At 69.1% G+C, this 16,542-nt stretch carries 13 protein-coding genes; 4 read left to right on the top strand and 9 right to left on the bottom strand.

Annotated features, from left to right (window positions below):
- Positions 1-13: 13 nt before the first annotated feature.
- Positions 14-988, bottom strand: coding sequence for a helix-turn-helix transcriptional regulator (locus AB0B45_RS04490; RefSeq protein WP_358125156.1), 975 nt, complete (start codon positions 986-988; stop codon positions 14-16).
- Positions 989-1,076: 88 nt separating this feature from the next.
- Here AB0B45_RS04490 and AB0B45_RS04485 point away from each other — a divergent pair, with 88 nt between their 5' ends.
- Positions 1,077-1,457 (top strand): nuclear transport factor 2 family protein, encoded by a 381-nt coding sequence (locus AB0B45_RS04485; protein ID WP_358125154.1) that lies wholly within the window; start codon positions 1,077-1,079, stop codon positions 1,455-1,457.
- Positions 1,458-1,558: 101 nt separating this feature from the next.
- Here the strand turns inward: AB0B45_RS04485 and AB0B45_RS04480 are convergent, their stop codons facing one another.
- From AB0B45_RS04480 to AB0B45_RS04460, 5 genes are all read right to left on the bottom strand, one after another.
- Positions 1,559-4,363: a vitamin B12-dependent ribonucleotide reductase gene (locus tag AB0B45_RS04480; protein WP_358125151.1), complete on the bottom strand. Its 2,805-nt coding sequence runs from the start codon at positions 4,361-4,363 to the stop codon at positions 1,559-1,561.
- Positions 4,360-4,815, bottom strand: a complete 456-nt coding sequence (gene nrdR / locus AB0B45_RS04475; protein ID WP_358125148.1) for a transcriptional regulator NrdR — start codon at positions 4,813-4,815, stop codon at positions 4,360-4,362. Before nrdR ends, AB0B45_RS04480 begins: the two co-directional genes overlap by 4 nt.
- A gap of 469 nt (positions 4,816-5,284) precedes the next feature.
- Positions 5,285-5,416: a hypothetical protein gene (locus tag AB0B45_RS04470; RefSeq protein ID WP_358125146.1), complete on the bottom strand. Its 132-nt coding sequence runs from the start codon at positions 5,414-5,416 to the stop codon at positions 5,285-5,287.
- 56 nt (positions 5,417-5,472) lie between these two features.
- A complete protein-coding gene (locus AB0B45_RS04465) occupies positions 5,473-5,715 on the bottom strand; it encodes an SMI1/KNR4 family protein (protein ID WP_358125144.1) in 243 nt (80 codons plus the stop codon).
- Between the two features lie 228 nt (positions 5,716-5,943).
- Positions 5,944-6,249 carry a LysM peptidoglycan-binding domain-containing protein gene (locus tag AB0B45_RS04460; protein WP_358125141.1) on the bottom strand — a complete coding sequence of 102 codons (306 nt, stop codon included), beginning with the start codon at positions 6,247-6,249 and terminating at the stop codon, positions 5,944-5,946.
- A gap of 937 nt (positions 6,250-7,186) precedes the next feature.
- Between AB0B45_RS04460 and AB0B45_RS04455 the strand changes: the two genes are divergently transcribed.
- The 3 genes from AB0B45_RS04455 to AB0B45_RS04445 all read left to right on the top strand — a co-directional run bounded on the left by AB0B45_RS04455 (position 7,187) and on the right by AB0B45_RS04445 (position 9,519).
- On the top strand, positions 7,187-7,462 hold the full coding sequence (locus AB0B45_RS04455; protein ID WP_358125138.1) for a hypothetical protein: 276 nt from the start codon (positions 7,187-7,189) through the stop codon (positions 7,460-7,462).
- 27 nt (positions 7,463-7,489) lie between these two features.
- Positions 7,490-8,197: a transcriptional repressor LexA gene (gene lexA / locus AB0B45_RS04450; protein ID WP_358125134.1), complete on the top strand. Its 708-nt coding sequence runs from the start codon at positions 7,490-7,492 to the stop codon at positions 8,195-8,197.
- 215 nt (positions 8,198-8,412) lie between these two features.
- Positions 8,413-9,519: an aminotransferase class I/II-fold pyridoxal phosphate-dependent enzyme gene (locus AB0B45_RS04445; protein ID WP_358125131.1), complete on the top strand. Its 1,107-nt coding sequence runs from the start codon at positions 8,413-8,415 to the stop codon at positions 9,517-9,519.
- Between the two features lie 271 nt (positions 9,520-9,790).
- Here AB0B45_RS04445 and AB0B45_RS04440 read toward each other — a convergent pair whose 3' ends face one another.
- The 3 genes from AB0B45_RS04440 to leuS form a co-directional block, all read right to left on the bottom strand.
- Positions 9,791-12,886 (bottom strand): PDZ domain-containing protein, encoded by a 3,096-nt coding sequence (locus tag AB0B45_RS04440; protein WP_358125128.1) that lies wholly within the window; start codon positions 12,884-12,886, stop codon positions 9,791-9,793.
- A 125-nt stretch (positions 12,887-13,011) separates the two neighbouring features.
- The gene (locus tag AB0B45_RS04435; RefSeq protein WP_358125126.1) at positions 13,012-13,530 is read right to left on the bottom strand and encodes a DUF1697 domain-containing protein; all 519 of its coding nucleotides are present in this window, start codon (positions 13,528-13,530) and stop codon (positions 13,012-13,014) included.
- A gap of 189 nt (positions 13,531-13,719) precedes the next feature.
- Positions 13,720-16,176 carry a leucine--tRNA ligase gene (gene leuS / locus AB0B45_RS04430; RefSeq protein ID WP_358126248.1) on the bottom strand — a complete coding sequence of 819 codons (2,457 nt, stop codon included), beginning with the start codon at positions 16,174-16,176 and terminating at the stop codon, positions 13,720-13,722.
- Positions 16,177-16,542: the final 366 nt, after the last annotated feature.

The following is a 16,542-nucleotide window of genomic DNA, read 5'->3' as shown; positions in this document are numbered from 1 at the left end:
AACCTTGGTTTAGCTATGAGCCTGGTCTCCTCGAAGACCGAGGTCCGGTCGGATCGACAGCCGCGCCCACGCCATGGTCTCGCGCGCCCCTCTCACCCCGCTCACCGACCTGGTGGACGACGCGTTGGTCGTCGACCTCGGCGCCCCACCCCGCCAAGCCCGCAGCCCCGCCGTCCTGGCCTTCGGAGACTGTGGTATTCGGCGTCACCGAGTGGGCCCCGCTGCGCAATGCGAGTGCGGTGCGGGCGTCAGCGGGGAAGTAAGCCTCGATCGCGATCTCTTCGAGCGTGACGTCGAAAGCGGCACCGAACGTCGTGATCGTATTGATGAAGCTCAACTCCACCCCTCGATGCCGGATCCGGATGGGCATCGCGATGTCAGCGGGATCCGGCGGCAGCATCTGGTCGGGAGCACCATAGGAGACGAGTTCCGAGTAGAGGTCGGTCAACTGCGGATCCCCGGTCTGTTGCACCTGTCGTGCCAGGCGTGGCAGCAGGAATCCACGAACCTGACCCAGATTGAGCAGGCGAGGCGCGAACCCGGCGGGATGCAGGCCCAGCCGCATCATGTTGACCGGCGGTTCTAGCAGGGCAGATGCGACACCGTCCAGGAACACACCGGCGGCGGAGTTGGCAAGTACCAGGTTCCAACGGCGGTCCACCACCAGCGCGGGGTTCGGCTCATGCCCCCGCAAGATCTGACGGAGGGCTTCGCCCGCCGCTGTCAGATCCGGGTCGTCCAGCGGACGTTCTTGATAGACAGGCGCGTATCCCGCGGCGACCAGGAGCCGGTTTCGGTCGCGCAGCGGAACCTGCAGGTGTTCGGCCAGACGCAAGACCATCGGACGGCTGGGAACCGTGCGGCCGGTCTCGACGAAGCTGACATGGCGGCTGGAGACCTCTGCCTGGATGGCCAGATCGAGCTGGCTCAGCCGCCGACGACGGCGCCACTCGCGCAGGAGTTCACCGACAGGCCGATCTCGTGACATGGGCTCGGTTCTATCGTGACCTCGCACCCATCGCCATTACATGGGATGTAATCGACGGCGCGGTCCCGGCGCTGCCACCGTTACCTGCATGCCAGAAATCACTAAGACGGAACGCAACAGGAAGCTCGTGCTCGAGGGCTTCGCGGAGTTCGCCAGAGGCAACATCGACATCCTTCGCACTCTGCTGGCGGAGGATTTCGTCGAACACAGCCCAGGCAACCCCTCCGGCCGAGACGCGTTCATCGACTTCATCGCGCACGCTCCGGTGGCAGGTGCCCAACTGGAGCTCAAGCGCGCCATTGCCGACGAACAGTACGTGGTCATGCACTACCTCATGACCCCGCAGGGGGAGGAGCGCGGCACCGCGGTCGTCGATATCTGGCGGCTGGAGGACGGACTGATCGTCGAGCACTGGGACGTCGTCCAGCCTGTGCCAGAGCCTGCGGAAATCCCCAACGGGATGTTCTGAGCGCCGGCTAGGCGCGTACCTTCCTTGAACGCTCCGGCGGGGTGCCGGGTCTCTCCGGCACCCCGCCTGAACAGGTCGTTCACGCCTGACGGCGCTCCGAATCAGCTGCAGCCGCTGGTGGAGCCGCAGCCCTCGCAGACGTAGCAGCTACCCGCGGGACGCATCTTCGTGCCGCAGGTCATGCAGAGCGGCGCGTCGGCGGTGAAGCGCTGGTGGCTCTCCAGCGTCAGCTCCTTCGTCTCCCGCGCCGGGGCGGGAGCGGCGGGCTCGACAGCCTTGGCCTCGATCGGCGCCGACTGCGCGAGCTCCTCCCTGTCGACCGCCGGGTCCTCGCCTCGCTGCTGAGCCGTACGCTCGGCGGCGGAGAAGATGCCGAGCGCGGCCCGCTCGTCGAAGGGCAGGTGGTCGAGCGCCAGGCGACGGAAGATGTAGTCCATCACCGAGGTCGCCATCCGCACGTCGGGATCGTCGGTCATCCCGGCGGGCTCGAAGCGCATGTTGACGAACTTGCTGACGTACGTCTCCAGCGGCACGCCGTACTGCAGGCCGATGGACATCGCCACGGAGAAGGCGTCCATGACGCCGGCCAGCGTCGAACCCTGCTTGGACATCTTGAGGAAGACCTCGCCGAGCCCGTCATCGGGGTAGGACGAGGCGGTCATGTAGCCCTTGGCGCCGCCCACGGTGAAGCGGGTGGTGGTGCTGGGACGCTGGTTCGGCATCCGGCGCCGGGTCGGCCTGTTGACCTCGATGACCTTGACCTCGGGCTCCTGCGCCGTGGCGGCAGGGGTCTCCTTCTTGCCCGCGGCCGACAGCGGCTGGCCGACCTTGCAGTTGTCGCGGTAGACGGCCAGGGCCTTCAGTCCCAGCCGCCAGCCCTCCATGTAGACCTGCTCGATGTCCTCGATCGTCGCCGACTCAGGGAGGTTGACGGTCTTGGAGATCGCGCCGGACAGGAACGGCTGCGCGGCGGCCATCATGCGGACGTGGCCCATGGGGGCGATCGCCCGCTCGCCCATGGCGCAGTCGAACACCTCGTAGTGCTCGCGCTTCAGCCCGGGGGCGTCGACGACGTGGCCGTGCTCGCCGATGTACTCGACGATGGCCTCGATCTGCTCCTGCTGGTAGCCGAGCTGCTTGAGCGCCCGCGGGATCGTCTGGTTGACGATCTGCATGGAACCGCCGCCGACGAGCTTCTTGAACTTCACCAGCGCCAGGTCGGGCTCGATGCCGGTGGTGTCGCAGTCCATCATCAGGCCGATGGTGCCGGTCGGCGCGAGCAGGGAGGCCTGCGCGTTGCGGTAGCCGTTCTTCTCGCCCAGCCTGAGGCAGTCGGACCACTGCTTGGACGCCTCGGTGTGGATCTTGCCGTCCATCGTGCCGATGGTGCGCAGGCTGTCGTTGGCGCCCGCGTGCTTGCGCATGACGCGCTTGTGCGCGTCGGCGTTCCTGGCATAGCCGTCGTACGGCCCGACCACCGCGGCCAGCTCGGCGCTGCGTCGGTAGGACACGCCGGTCATGAGCGAGGTGATCGCCCCGGCCACCGCGCGGCCGCCGTCGGAATCGTAGGCGTGGCCCGTCGCCATGAGCAGCGCGCCCAGGTTGGCGTAGCCGATGCCCAGCTGACGGTAGGCGCGGGTGGTCTCGCCGATCTTCTCGGTCGGGAAGTCGGCGAACGTGATCGACACGTCCATCGCCGTGATGATCAGCTCGGTGAGCTTGACGAAGTTGGCGATGTCGAAGGAGTTGTCGTCCTTCAGGAACTTCATCAGGTTGATGCTGGCCAGGTTGCACGAGGAGTTGTCCAGGTGCAGGTACTCCGAGCACGGGTTGGACGCGGTGATGCGGCCGGTCTCGGGGCTGGTGTGCCAGTCGTTGATCGTGTCGTCGTACTGCACGCCGGGGTCGGCGCACTCCCACGCGGCCTTGGCCATCTTGCGGAAGAGGTCCTTGGCGTCGATCTGCTCGATGACCTCGCCCGTCAGGCGGCCGCGCAGGCTGAACTTGTCGCCCTTGTCGACCGCGCGCATGAACTCGTCGGAGACGCGGACGGAGTTGTTGGCGTTCTGGTACTGGACCGAGACGATGTCCTTGCCGCCCAGGTCCATGTCGAACCCGGCGTCGCGGAGGGCGCGGATCTTGTCCTCTTCGCGAGCCTTCGTCTCGATGAACTCCTCGATGTCGGGGTGGTCGACGTCGAGGACGACCATCTTGGCGGCCCTGCGGGTCGCGCCGCCCGACTTGATCGTGCCCGCGGAGGCGTCGGCGCCGCGCATGAAGCTGACGGGGCCGCTGGCCGTACCGCCGCTCGACAGCAGCTCCTTGGAAGAGCGGATGCGGGACAGGTTGACGCCCGAGCCCGAACCGCCCTTGAAGATCACACCCTCTTCCTTGTACCAGTCGAGGATCGACTCCATGGTGTCGTCGACGGCCAAGATGAAACAGGCGCTGACCTGCTGCGGGCTCTGCGTGCCCACGTTGAACCAGACCGGCGAGTTGAAGGCGAACACCTGGTTGACCAGCGCGTGCTTCAGCTCGTGGTCGAAGATCTCGGCGTCCTCGTCCGTGGCGAAGTAGCCGTTCTCGACCGCGGTCCTGGTGTACATCCCGACCACGCGGTCGACGAGCTGCTTCAGGCTCCACTCGCGCTGCGGGGTGCCGACCGCGCCACGGAAGTACTTGGTCGTCACGATGTTGGCCGCGTTGACCGACCACGACTCGGGAAACTCCACGCCCCGCTGCTCGAAGTTGATCGAGCCATCGCGCCAATTGGTCATGACAACGTCACGGCGCTCCCACGTGATCTCGTCATAGGGATGCACGCCGGGCTTGGTGAAGATCCTCTTCATCTTCAACCCCTTGCGCTTGCCCCCACGCGTCACTGACCCGCTGACCGTCTCCGTCATGACTCCCCCTTCTCGGCTTTAAGTTGCTTGATCTCGGCCTCGAAGTCCGCCAGGCTCTCGAAACCGCGATATACCGATGCGAACCGCAGGTACGCCACCTCGTCCAGCTCACGCAGCGGCCCGAGGATCGCCAGGCCGACCTCGTTGGAGGGGATCTCGGCCGCGCCTCTGGCCCTGATGGCCTCCTCCACCCGCTGCCCCAGCTGAGCGAGCGAGTCCTCGGTGACAGGCCGCCCCTGGCACGCTCTGCGTACCCCCGCGACCACCTTGTCCCTCGAGAACGGCTCCGTCACTCCGCTGCGCTTGCTCACCATCAGCAGGACCGTCTCCTGCGTGGTGAACCTGCGCCCGCATTCAGGGCAGGTACGGCGACGCCTGATGGCGCCCCCGTCGTCCGTGGAGCGGCTGTCGATGACCCTCGTGTCCGGGTGACGACAGAACGGACAGTGCACGTTTCGCCTCCTCGACACGCCACCTGGCTCACCACTCGTAAAATGCTCGTCGGCAGATGCTCGCGCCCACTCCACGGGCTGCCATGGAGCGGTCACGGAAACACAATTTGTGGTGAACTACATCGGTGTAACTACTAGATGTTGTGGTCCAACCGTAGAAGCGAGCGACCATGAACGCAAGTTGGCCGGGCCCGACGAATCGAAGTCGCTGATCAGCCACACAGGGCCGGGCGTGTCGCACCCGAGTGACGCGCGCATGCTCCTGTGACTCACCGCCCGACCGCCCACGGGGCCGCTCGGGGACGTCGCGCTCGCGCCGCTTCTCAACGACCGGAGCGGACGCCGAGCATCGACTCGAAGACCGACCCACGCCGCCGGAGCCGCCCCCAGCCGGCACGCGGTCCCCTCGCCGCACTCGCCGGCGTCTCCTGGATCGAGGAGCGCACGACCGGGTCCGCCTCCGCCGAGATCAGCAGCACGACCGGCCCAACGCCTCTCGAGACCGCAGGACGACCGGGTCCGCCTTCGCAGAGGTCAGCAGCGACCGCGGCCGGACGACGCCGTCACGCTCGTCGAGCTCGCCGTAGGTCTTGATCCGCATCGACGCCGAGGCCGCTCGCGCAGCCACCCGAGGTCGCTCGTGGCGCCACGGGGCTCCTAGACGAGGCCGCCCGCGGTCCGCCAGCCGTCGGCCACCAGGAGGAACGCGCGTAACGACGGCGGGAGCGCGCACCCGAGCCGCGTCTCGGCCGCGTCCGGTTCCTCCTCCGAGCCGGGCCAGAAGCCCAGCCGCCCGGCCATGACCGGCTCCTCGAACGCCGACCGAGGCACCATCGCGTGAATGGAGAACCACTCCTCGCTCCAGCACTTCAGGAACGGCCACCACGTGTCGATCTTCATGCCGCCCCTCCTTCACCTCGCCGACATGGAATCCATCCCATCAGACGCCACCGACATTTTCGGGCCGGCCGACGCGCGCGCCCTGTGCGGGTGAGCCCGAGACGGATGACGCCCACCCGACGCGTCACCGGGGTGCTGTCGACGGCCGTCACCGTCGACATGACGACCGCTCCAGGGCACGCTGCCGAACCGCCCGCCCACCGAGCGCGAGCCCCCGAGGCGCGTCGATCAGGGTGAACGGTCGGGGAGATAGAGCCGACCGCCTGGACGGACGAGCGAGCTGTCCAGCCCGTTGAGCCGCATGATCTCCCCTGCCACTGCAGACGGGTCGTCTCCGGGAGAGACCGCCGCCGCGATGGTCCACAGCGTGTCGCCCTTCTCCACGACCACCCACGGCAGCCCCTCGTGACCCGTACCGGTCGTCTCCTGCGCGATGGCCCAGCTGGTGGCCTTGGCGCCGAGCACGAACCCACCCAGGGACAGCACGGCGAACAACCCCACGAGCACGACCCTCCCCCGCCTGGTCAGCCTCATGGGAGGGTGCGTGACCGGCTCCTCGCGCGCCCCCACCCCGCCCCCGGCCGGAACCACCCGAAGCCCACCCCGCTCCCGGACCGCGCCCGACCGCATCCGCCGCGCCCGGCGCGTCCTCGCCTCCACTCGATCCGCAGCCGAACAAGCCTCCCGAGGTCCGTTCGCAGCCGACCACCCCTCCTGTGGTCGACTCGCGGCGGACCGCACCTCCTGAGGTCGACTCGGAGCCGAACGCACCTTCTGAGGTCGGTCCGCACCCGATCGAACCACCAGGGGTCGAGGCACACCCGATCGGGCGTCCTGAGGTCGGTCCGCACCCGATCGAGGCCCTTGCCCCTGGGTTGGGTCCAGCGTGGAGTCGCCGTCCCTCGCGCTCCTCCGCCGCCATGTCCCCCGGCCCCGGCCCATGGTCTTTCCGCGCAGCCTGCCGGCCTTGTCTCGCGGGCGCCCCTTGCGGGCCTCCCGCCCTGCGCGCGGCCCCTCGCCGCGGCCGTTCCTTCCTGATCGGTCGCCTCGAGCGACCTCCTGGTCCCGCATGCCGTACATTTCCGCCCCCGGTTCTTCTGCTCTGCCCCCAGGCCCGCCGGCGCCCTCCCGCGCGCCCGGACCCGGAACCCCCCGGTCGCGGACGACCCGCAACCACCCGCCTCCTGCCGCGTGTGGCCCCGTGGATCGTCCGCCCGATGCCCCTCGTGACCCGGCAGACCGCCCACCTCCGGCCTCGCGTGGCCCCGCGGGCCGTCCGCCGACCTGCTTGCCCTGACCCCCGCCATCGGTCGTCAGAGCCCCCCGATCGTCCGCCCCCGCGGACGTCCCCCTCGGACCGCGCCCCTTCGCCGTGCGAGGCGCCGTGCCGTGCCCTGCCGTACCGCGAGGTGGGGGAACCAGGCGGAGGTGACCTCCAGGAGCGGGAGGGCGCCCGCGCTCCTCTCTCGTGATGTCCGCGATCAAGGTGAGTTGCTCGTCATTGCCGGTCGAATCTGTCGTTGTGGTCGCCCGCACTGATGACCTCCCGCCACCGTCGACCCAAGGAAAAGGTCAAACAAAGATCAGCGAATCGAACACGGTGTCGATCGAACTCCCGTACGATGTTGTACACCACGTCACCGACGAATTCGAGGAAGACTCGAACAATTGTTTGAAGTTGATCTTCATCGGCGGTACGGTCGCTGTGTGCGACATGAAGACCACGGACCGGAAGGCGGGCCGGTGAGGCATGCCGCCGGGCGAGGAGGAGAGCATGAGCGAGCCGAGTGACGGCAATGGCGTCAGCGACCTTGCGGTCCGCCGTCGCGACGCACTGGGCCTGACGCCCAGGCAACGCAAGATCCTTGAGGTGATTCGCGACTCGGTGCAACAGCGCGGCTATCCGCCGTCCATGCGCGAGATCGGGGAGGCCGTGCAGCTGACCAGCACGTCCAGCGTGTCGCACCAGCTGACCGCGTTGCAGCGCAAGGGCTACCTGAGGCGTGACCCGCACCGCCCCCGTGCTCTTGAGGTCCGGCTCCCGGGCGAGCCGGTGCTGTGGGTGGACCCCGACGGCAGCGAGGACGAGTCGCCGGTCAGCAGGCCGACGGCCGCCTACGTGCCGCTGGTCGGCCGCATCGCCGCCGGTGGTCCGATCCTGGCCGAGGAGAGCGTCGAGGACGTCTTCGCGCTGCCCAAGCAACTCGTCGGCGAGGGCACTCTCTTCCTTCTCCAGGTCGCCGGTGACTCGATGATCGAGGCGGCGATCGCCGACGGCGACTGGGTGGTCGTACGGCAGCAGCCGGTGGCCGAGAGTGGTGACATCGTGGCCGCCATGATCGATGGCGAGGCGACGGTGAAGACGTTCAAGCGCAAGGACGGCCACATCTGGCTGGTCCCGCACAACGCCAACTACGACCCGATCCCCGGCGACGAGGCCAGCGTCCTGGGCAAGGTCGTCGCGGTCCTCCGCCGCCTCTAGCCGTATCTCGCCGCTCGATCGGCCCTCACCTTTCCCGAGGGTCGATCGAGTCGGCGTACACCTTCACGGCCTCGGAGTGAGACCTTCATGACGCACGCCCGCGGCGGGTTTCCCCGGGCGGTCCAGAGCCGGCCTCCTTGTGGGTTTCTCGAGCGGGCGACTATCGCCATCCGGGCCTATCGGGCATTTGGCGCGTCCTGGGTGACACTGATCGGGTGGACGACACTTTCCCCCGGCCCGCTAAAGACGGCCTGAAGTGGGCGAACGCGGGTCCTGACGTCATCGCCTGCTGGATCGCCGACATGGACTTCCCCACCGCCCCCGCGATCGTCGAGGTACTCCAGCGACGTGCCCGCGGCGACCTGGGCTACCCCGCGTGGGCGGCCGAACCGCAGGCGGGCCCGCTGGCCGAGGCGTTCGCCGAACGCATGCTCGTCCGGTACGGCTGGGCAGCCGACCCGTCGGCCGTCCGCGCCTTCTCCGACCTCAACCAGGCGCTCCAGGTCATGCTCCACGTCGCCACCGAGCCGGGCGACACGATCGCGATGCACGCCCCGGCCTATCCGCCGTTCCTCGGCACACTCGAGGAGATGGGTCGCGTGCTGCGCACAGATCTGTCTGATCTGGCCGGTTGCCGCGCGCTCATTCTCGTCAACCCGCACAACCCGACGGGCAAGGTCTTCACCAGGTCCGAGCTATTCGCCTTGGCCGAGCAGGCCGAACGGTACGACCTGCTGGTCATCTCCGACGAGGTCCACGCCGACCTGGTGTACTCGCCTGCCGAGCACATCCCGTTCGCCTCGATCCTCCCCGAGCGCACGATCACCCTCACGTCGGCGACCAAGGCCTACAACCTCGGCGGCGTCCGCTGCGCGCTGGCCCACCTCGGCCCGCCGCGGGTCAGCGAGGCGCTCGGGTCTCCTCCCTCCTTCCTGTACGGCGGGGCGAACGTGTTCGGCGTCGAGGCCACGGTGGCCGCCTGGAAGCACGCCGACGGGTGGCTGCGCGACACCATGGCCGTCCTGGACCGCAACCGGCGCCTGATCGCCTCGCGGGTGCCTCGGTACGTGGTGCCTGAGGCGACCTATCTGGCGTGGCTGGACCTGGGCCGCCCCGGGATGGCGGAGGTGCTGGAGCGGGAGGCGCGGATCCTGGTGAGCGACGGCGCTGCTTTCGGGCCAGGCGGGGAGACGTTCGTCCGGGTCAACTTCGCGACCTCGACGGCGATCCTCACCGAAGTCCTGGACCGCCTGACTCGCGTGTGCTCCATGCCGGGAGCAACCCAACCTCAGCCAGAGCCACGCCGCGCCCACCTCCCCTAACCCCTGCGTGCCCCACCGCAGGAGCGGCCCAACCTCAGGCTCAGCCACCCCGCGCCCACCTCCCCAACCTCCCGCGTGCTCCACTCCAGCACCGACTGTCGCCTGCCTCCTACGGCGGGCGACACCGATGTCGCCTACTTCGTGGGGCGGCATCGACGCCGATGATGCAGAGCAGGCCGGTGGAATCGGCGCCGGTTCGTGAGAGGCGGGCAGGTGGGTAGACGACGGGCTGGCGATGCGAAGGCGGGCAGGTGGCCTGTGGTCAGTACGGCTAGTGGATGGCGGGGGGCAGGGCGGGGGGTGTGGCGGCGGGGTGCTCGTTCAGGGCGGCCAACGCCAGTTCGACCGCCTTCTCCAACTGCGGGTCACGCCCGGCCACGCGGTCCTGAGGTGTGATGACTACCTCGATGTCCGGGTCGACGCCGTAGTTCTCCACCGTCCATCCCTCGCCGTCCAGCCAGAACGAGTACCGGGGCTGGGTGACGATCGTGCCGTCCACCAGCTGGTAGCGTCCGTCGATCCCGATCACCCCGCCCCACGTGCGGGTGCCGACGAGCGGTCCGATGCGGCGGTTCTTGATCCCCGCGCTGACGATGTCCCCGTCGGAGCCCGCGAACTCGTCGGTGACCGCGACGATCGGGCCGCGCGGCGAGTCCTCCGGGTAGCGCATGGGCTCATACCCTCGCGAGATCGCCCACCCCGACACCTTGCGCGACAGCTTCTCGAGGATCAGCTCGGACGTGTGCCCACCGCTGTTGCCGCGCACGTCCACGATCAGCCCTTCCTGCGGCATCTCGGTGCGCAGGTCGCGGTGGAACTGGGCCCAGCCGCTGGCCACCATGTCGGGCACGTGCAGGTACCCGAGCCGGCCGCCGGAGGCCTGCCTGACGTAGGCGCGGCGGTTCTCCACCCAGTCGTGGTAGCGGAGCGCGGTCTCGTCGGCCAGCGGCGTCACGACCACGCGCCTGGTGTCGCCACCTGAGGCGGGCCTGATCGTCAGATCGACGGGGTGCTCCGCCGTACCGGCGAGGAGGGCTTGGGGGCCGCGCACCGGGTCGACGGGCCGGCCGCCGACGGCGACGATCGCGTCGCCCTCGCGGACGGCGACGCCGGGGGCCAGCAGCGGCGAGCGGGCCGCGTGGTCGGAGGACTCGCCGGGCAGGATCCTGGCGACCACCCAGGAGCCGTCTCGGAGCTCGAGGTCGGCGCCCAGCAACCCCTGACGCCGCTTGGGGTCGACGGCGGCGCCGTTGGGGCGGGCGTAGGCGTGGGAGGTGGCCAGCTCGCCCTGCACCTCCCACAGCAGGTCGATCAGCTCGGAGTGGGAGCCGATCCGTTCGACCAGCGGCGCGTAGCGGGCCAGGGTGCCGGCCCAGTCGACGCCGTTCATGTCCTCGCGCCAGTAGTGGTCGCGCATGAGGCGTCCCGCCTCGTGGTAGGACTGCCGCCACTCGGCGACCGGGTCGATGGTGACGGTGATCCGGTCGAGGTCGATGGTGATGACCTCGTCGCCCTCGCTCGCCGAGCGGGTCTGCAGGCCGTTCTTGCCGTTGGTGACCAGGCGGGCGCCGTCGCCGCTGACCTCGAAGGCGCGCACCTCCTTGCCGAGCTCGGACTTGGCGCGCTTCTTGAGGTCGTAGCGCTCGAGCACGACCTCCTCGCGGTCGCTGCCGTCGCCGAGTTCACCGGCCAGCGGGTGGCGCAGCCACAGGAGCGCGTCCTTGGCGGTGCGCAGGTTGGTGTAGCGGCCGGCGGGGACGGGGACGGCCACGACACGGGCGGGCAGCCCCTCGGCGTCCACCTCGGTGACGGGTTTGGCGTCCTTCTTGCCCTTGCCGTCATCGGAGGAGTCGGCGGACTCCGCGCCGTTGAAGCTGCGGCCCTCGAGCGAGGGCGCGAACGGCGAGGGCGTCGCCGCCTGCAGCGGCACCAGGTACGGCTTGGCCCCGGCGGGGAACGACAGGTCGAACACGTGCGCGTCGTAGACGGGGTCGAACGTCCTGATCGACAGGAACGCCAGGTGCTTGCCGTCCTTGGTGAACACGGGCGCGTAGTCGCTGAAGCGCTGCGAGGTCACCTCGATGGTGGAGGTGCCGTCGACGCGGCCCATCTTGATCTGGCGCAGCGGCTCGTGGTGCGGGTGCGACCAGGCCAGCCAGGCGGAGTCGGGCGAGAATGTGATGCCGTTGATGTCGCCGTTGGCGGTCCTGTCGAGCTCCCTGATCGCGCCGGTCGAGATGTCGACGGTGAGCAGCCGCCCGTCGTGGGTGGCCAGTGCGACGTGCTTGCCGTCGGGCGCGGCGGCCAGGTCTAGCACCCGCCCGATCTCGCCGGAGGCCAGCGTGCGGATCTCGCCGCCGACGCGGCCGATCTCGAGCGCGTCCTCCCCGGTCGCGTCGCTGACCCAGACGGCGAGGCCGTCCTCGCCGAGGACGCGCGGCAGCCGTACCCTGACTCCCGGCTCGGCGCGCAGCACCCCTGAGGGGCCGTCGCGATGGGTCACCCAGTGCGCGCTGCCGCGGATCTCGACGGTGCTCGCCCTGCCGCCCGCGTCGGGCGCGAAGTCGCCGATCCTGCTGGGCGCGGGGCGTCCCGCCCGCGCGGGGCGGGGGCCGCCCAGCCTGACCTCCAGCCGGTACGGCTCGCCGTCCAGCGAGTCGAGCACCCACAGCTCGCCCGCGTGGCTGTAGATCACCCTGGTGCCGTCGGTGGCGGCGTGCCTGGCGTAGAACTCCTCGTGCGGGGTGTGTCTGCGCAGGTCGGAGCCGTCGGGCAGGGTGGAGTAGAGGTTGCCGACGCCCTCGTGGTCGGCCAGGAAGGCGATCCTGTCGCCGACCCACATGGCCGACCAGTACTGCGCGATGCTGTCGGCGAACAGCCTGGTGAACACGCCCGACCCCGCGGCGTCGATCCAGATCTTGGCTGCGGTGCCGCCCCTGTAGCGCTTCCACTGCGAGGGCTCGCGCCACACGGGCGAGACGGTCACCACGCCGCCGTCGGCGTTCGCGGACGCGTCGCTCACCCACCCGTACGGCAGGAGCTCGGCCTGTCCTCCGTCCAGCGGTACGGCGTAGACCCACGTCCTGTCGCGGGAGGCCTGACCGGTCGCGCTGATCGCCAGGACCCTGCCGTCGGGCGTCCAGCCGCGCACGCCGGTCGTCGCGCTGCCCCAGTGGGTCAGCCGTTCGCCCTCGGGCCCGTCGATCTCGGCGGCGAACGCCTCGGGCGCGCCCTCACGGGTGCTGGTCCACGCCAGCCGCGTGCCGTCGGGCGAGAAGCGGGGATACGAGACGGGAGTGCGCTCGGCGGTGAACCGCCAGGCCCTTCCTCCGTCCAGAGGGGCGAGCCAGACGTCGTCGTCGGCCACGAACGTGATCAGGTCTCCGTACAGATGCGGATACCTTAGGTAAGCGCCAATTGTCACAGATGAACACTAATGCTCACCTCGCCGGCAGCCGAAGATTTTCCGCGGCCAGATCACCACGCGGCGGCTCAGCGAGCTGTCACCAGCGCCAGCAGTTTCACGACGGTGTTCCAGTTGCGCATCGTGCCGGCGTTCTTCGACTTCTTCTCCAGCAGCGCGGGCAGCTTGGTCCTGGCCAGGCCGTTGGGGAAGTCGATGTACAGCTCGCGCTCGCCGATCCGCATCACCTCGGGCGCGTAGCCGTCCGGGTCGATGGCTTCGAGTTGCTCGCGGTCGGGCGGCTCGGACAGGAACACCACCCCGAACTTGGCGGGCTCCCGCACCTGGAGAGGATTGCCCTCGACCACGGCCCGCAACTCCTCCGCCGTGCGCACCATCACCGCGACGGGAAGGTCCAGCCCGTCGCGGATCGCCTTCTCGATCTTCTCCCTGGGCTGGCTCTCGGCGGTGAAGACCGCGTTGCCGCTGCGCAGGTGGGTGCTGACGTCGGTGTAGCCGAGGCCCTCCAGCATCGCGCGCAGGGCGGCCATGTCGACCTGGGTGCCGGGGTTGACGTTGATACCGCGCAGGAAGGCCACGTATCGCATGCCTCACACGTTACGCCGCATACCTGCCACGGCCTGTCAGGTATGAGGAGCAGGGAACCGGACGTGACGGCGAGCCGCGAAGTCACGCTGGAGCACGCGTGAAAAGCGGACGGCCACCGGGTGACCCCGGTGGCCGTGACCCCGCGTGCCGTACGGGAGGCTCAGAAGAGCCGCACCGCACGGGAACCGCTACGGAACGATGTTGACCAGCTTCGGCGCGCGGACGATCACCTTGCGCGGCTCGCCGGGCACCAGCGCCCGCACCTTCTCCGAGCTCAGCGCCAGCTCCAGCAGGTCGCCCTCGGAGATGTCGGGCGAGACCTCCAGCCGGTCGCGGACCTTGCCCGCGACCTGCACGACGCACGTCACCGAGTCCTCCACCAGCAGCGCGGGCTCGGCGACGGGCCAGCCCGCGTGGAACACCGAGCCGCTGCGCCCCATCCGCTCCCAGCCCTCTTCGGCGGTGTACGGCGCGGCCAGCGACAGCATGACGGCCAGCGCCTCCGCACCCTCACGGACCGCAGGGTCGGAGCCGCCAGGACCGGAGTCGATGGCCTTGCGCAGGGCCGAGGTCAACTCCATCATGCGGGCCACCGCCACGTTGAAGCGGTGGGTCTCGATCAGCTTGGTGACCTCGTCGACCGTCTTGTGCGTGACCTTGCGCAGCTCCAGGTCGCCGCCCTCGAAGGCGACGCCCGGCTCGCTCTCCACCTCGGTGAAGACACGGAAGGCCCTGGCCAGGAACTTCTGCGAGCCGGAGGGCGATACGTCGGCCCAGTCGATGTCGTCCTCGGGCGGACCGGCGAACACCATCGTCAGGCGGATCGCGTCGACGCCGAACGCGTCGATCTGCTGGCCCAGGTCGATGCCGTTGCCCAGCGACTTGGACATCGCCTTGCCCTGGTTGATGACCTGGCCCTGGTTCAGCAGGCGCGTGAAGGGCTCGGTGAAGTCGACCATGCCCATGTCGTACAGCACCTTGGTGAAGAACCTGGAGTACAGCAGGTGCAGCACCGCGTGCTCGACGCCGCCGACGTACTGGTCGACCGGGCCCCACTCGCGGACCTTCTCGACGTCGAACGGGCCGTCGGCGTAGGCCGGGTCGGTGTAGCGCAGGTAGTACCAGGAGCTGTCGACGAAGGTGTCCATCGTGTCGGTGTCGCGCTGGGCGGCGCCGCCGCACTTGGGGCACTCGACGTTGACCCACTCACTCACGCCTGCCAGCGGGGAGATGCCCTTCGGGGCCAGTGCCTCGCCGCGCACGTCGGGCAGCGTGACGGGCAGCTGGTCGTCGGGGACGGGGACCTCTCCGCAGTCGGGGCAGTGGATGATCGGGATCGGGGTGCCCCAGAACCGCTGGCGCGACAGCAGCCAGTCGCGCAGGCGGAAGTTGACCGTGGCGGTGCCGGCGCCGCGCTCCTCCAGCACCTCGATGATCTTGGCGATCGCCTCGATCTTGCTCAGGCCGTCCAGCGGGCCCGAGTTGACCAGCTGGCCCTCGCCGGGGGTGGCGACGCTGGTCTCGCCGGGGTCGGCCATGCCGGTGTGGACGACCACCTTGACCGGCAGGTTGAAGGTGCGGGCGAAGTCCAGGTCGCGCTGGTCGTGCGCGGGCACGGCCATGATGGCCCCGTGGCCGTAGTCGGACAGCACGTAGTCGGCGGCCCAGACGGGGATCCGCTCGCCGTTGACCGGGTTGATCGCGTAGCGGCCCAGGAAGACGCCGGTCTTCTCCTTCTCGGTGGACAGCCGCTCGATGTCGCTCAGCTTGGCCACTCGGCGCCGGTAGGCCTCGAAGACCTCCCTGTGGACGTCGTCGCAGATCTCGTCGGCCAGCGCAGAGTCGGCGGCGACGACGAAGAACGTCGCGCCGTACAGGGTGTCGGGGCGGGTGGTATAGACGGTGACGGGCTCGTCGCGGCCCTCGATCTCGAACCGCACGTCCGCGCCCGTGGAGCGGCCGATCCAGTTGTTCTGCATGGCCAGCACGCGGTCGGGCCAGCTGCCCTGCAGCTGGTCCATGTCGTCCAGCAGCCGCTGAGCGTAGTCAGTGATCTTGAAGTACCACTGGGTCAGCTCGCGGCGGACCACCTCGGCTCCGCAGCGCTCGCACCTGCCGGCGACGACCTGCTCGTTGGCCAGCACGGTCTGGTCGTTGGGGCACCAGTTGACCAGGCCGCCCTTGCGATAGGCCAGGCCGCGCTCGAAGAAGCGGATGAACAGCCACTGGGTCCACTTGTAGTACTCGGCGTCGCTGGTGTGCAGCCGCCTGGACCAGTCGAAGGCGATCGCGTAACGCTTGAAGGAGGCCGCCTGGGTCTCGATGTTGGCGTAGGTCCACTCGGCGGGGTGGGCGTTGCGCCTGATCGCCGCGTTCTCCGCAGGCAGGCCGAAGGAGTCCCAGCCGATGGGGTGCAGGACGTTGTAGCCCTTCTGGAACCAGTAGCGCGCCACGACGTCGCCCAGGCCGAACGCCTCCGCGTGGCCCATGTGGAGGTCGCCAGAGGGGTACGGGAACATGTCCAGCAGATAGCGCCGCTCCCGGGTGTCGGCGGCGTCCTCGCTCGCCCGGAAGGGGTCCTGTTCCTCCCATCGCTGCTGCCACTTGGCCTGCAGCGCCTGCGGATCGTACTCACTCACGGCGATTTTCCTTCGGTTTGATTTGACCCATAAGAAAACCCCTCGTCCCGCAACGAGGGGTTGCCGCGACGGCGGGAGTTCAGCTCGACGGCCGTCGCGGCCCGCTAAGGAGCTGGGTCGCGGAACGCATACGTCAAGACTAGCGCAGCCCGCAACCCCTCGTCTTCCGGGAAAGCCACGCCCAGGCCAGGATCCCCGGGCACAATGGACGCTTCTGCTCCTGCGAGACCTGTTGGTGATGTATGCAGCGTTTCCCAACCGCGCCTGCTTCGGTCCTCGCTCTCCCCACTCGAGCACCTACGCCCCATGTGACCTCTTATGTCCCTTTAGATTACTCTCGTTACCGTGGCGCGCCCAGCTGAGCCCGGATGG

This window comes from Nonomuraea sp. NPDC049152, from assembly GCF_040648355.1.
Classification (GTDB): domain Bacteria; phylum Actinomycetota; class Actinomycetes; order Streptosporangiales; family Streptosporangiaceae; genus Nonomuraea.
Note: the sequence above shows the minus strand (reverse complement) of the source record. Positions and strands in the feature narration are given on the sequence as shown.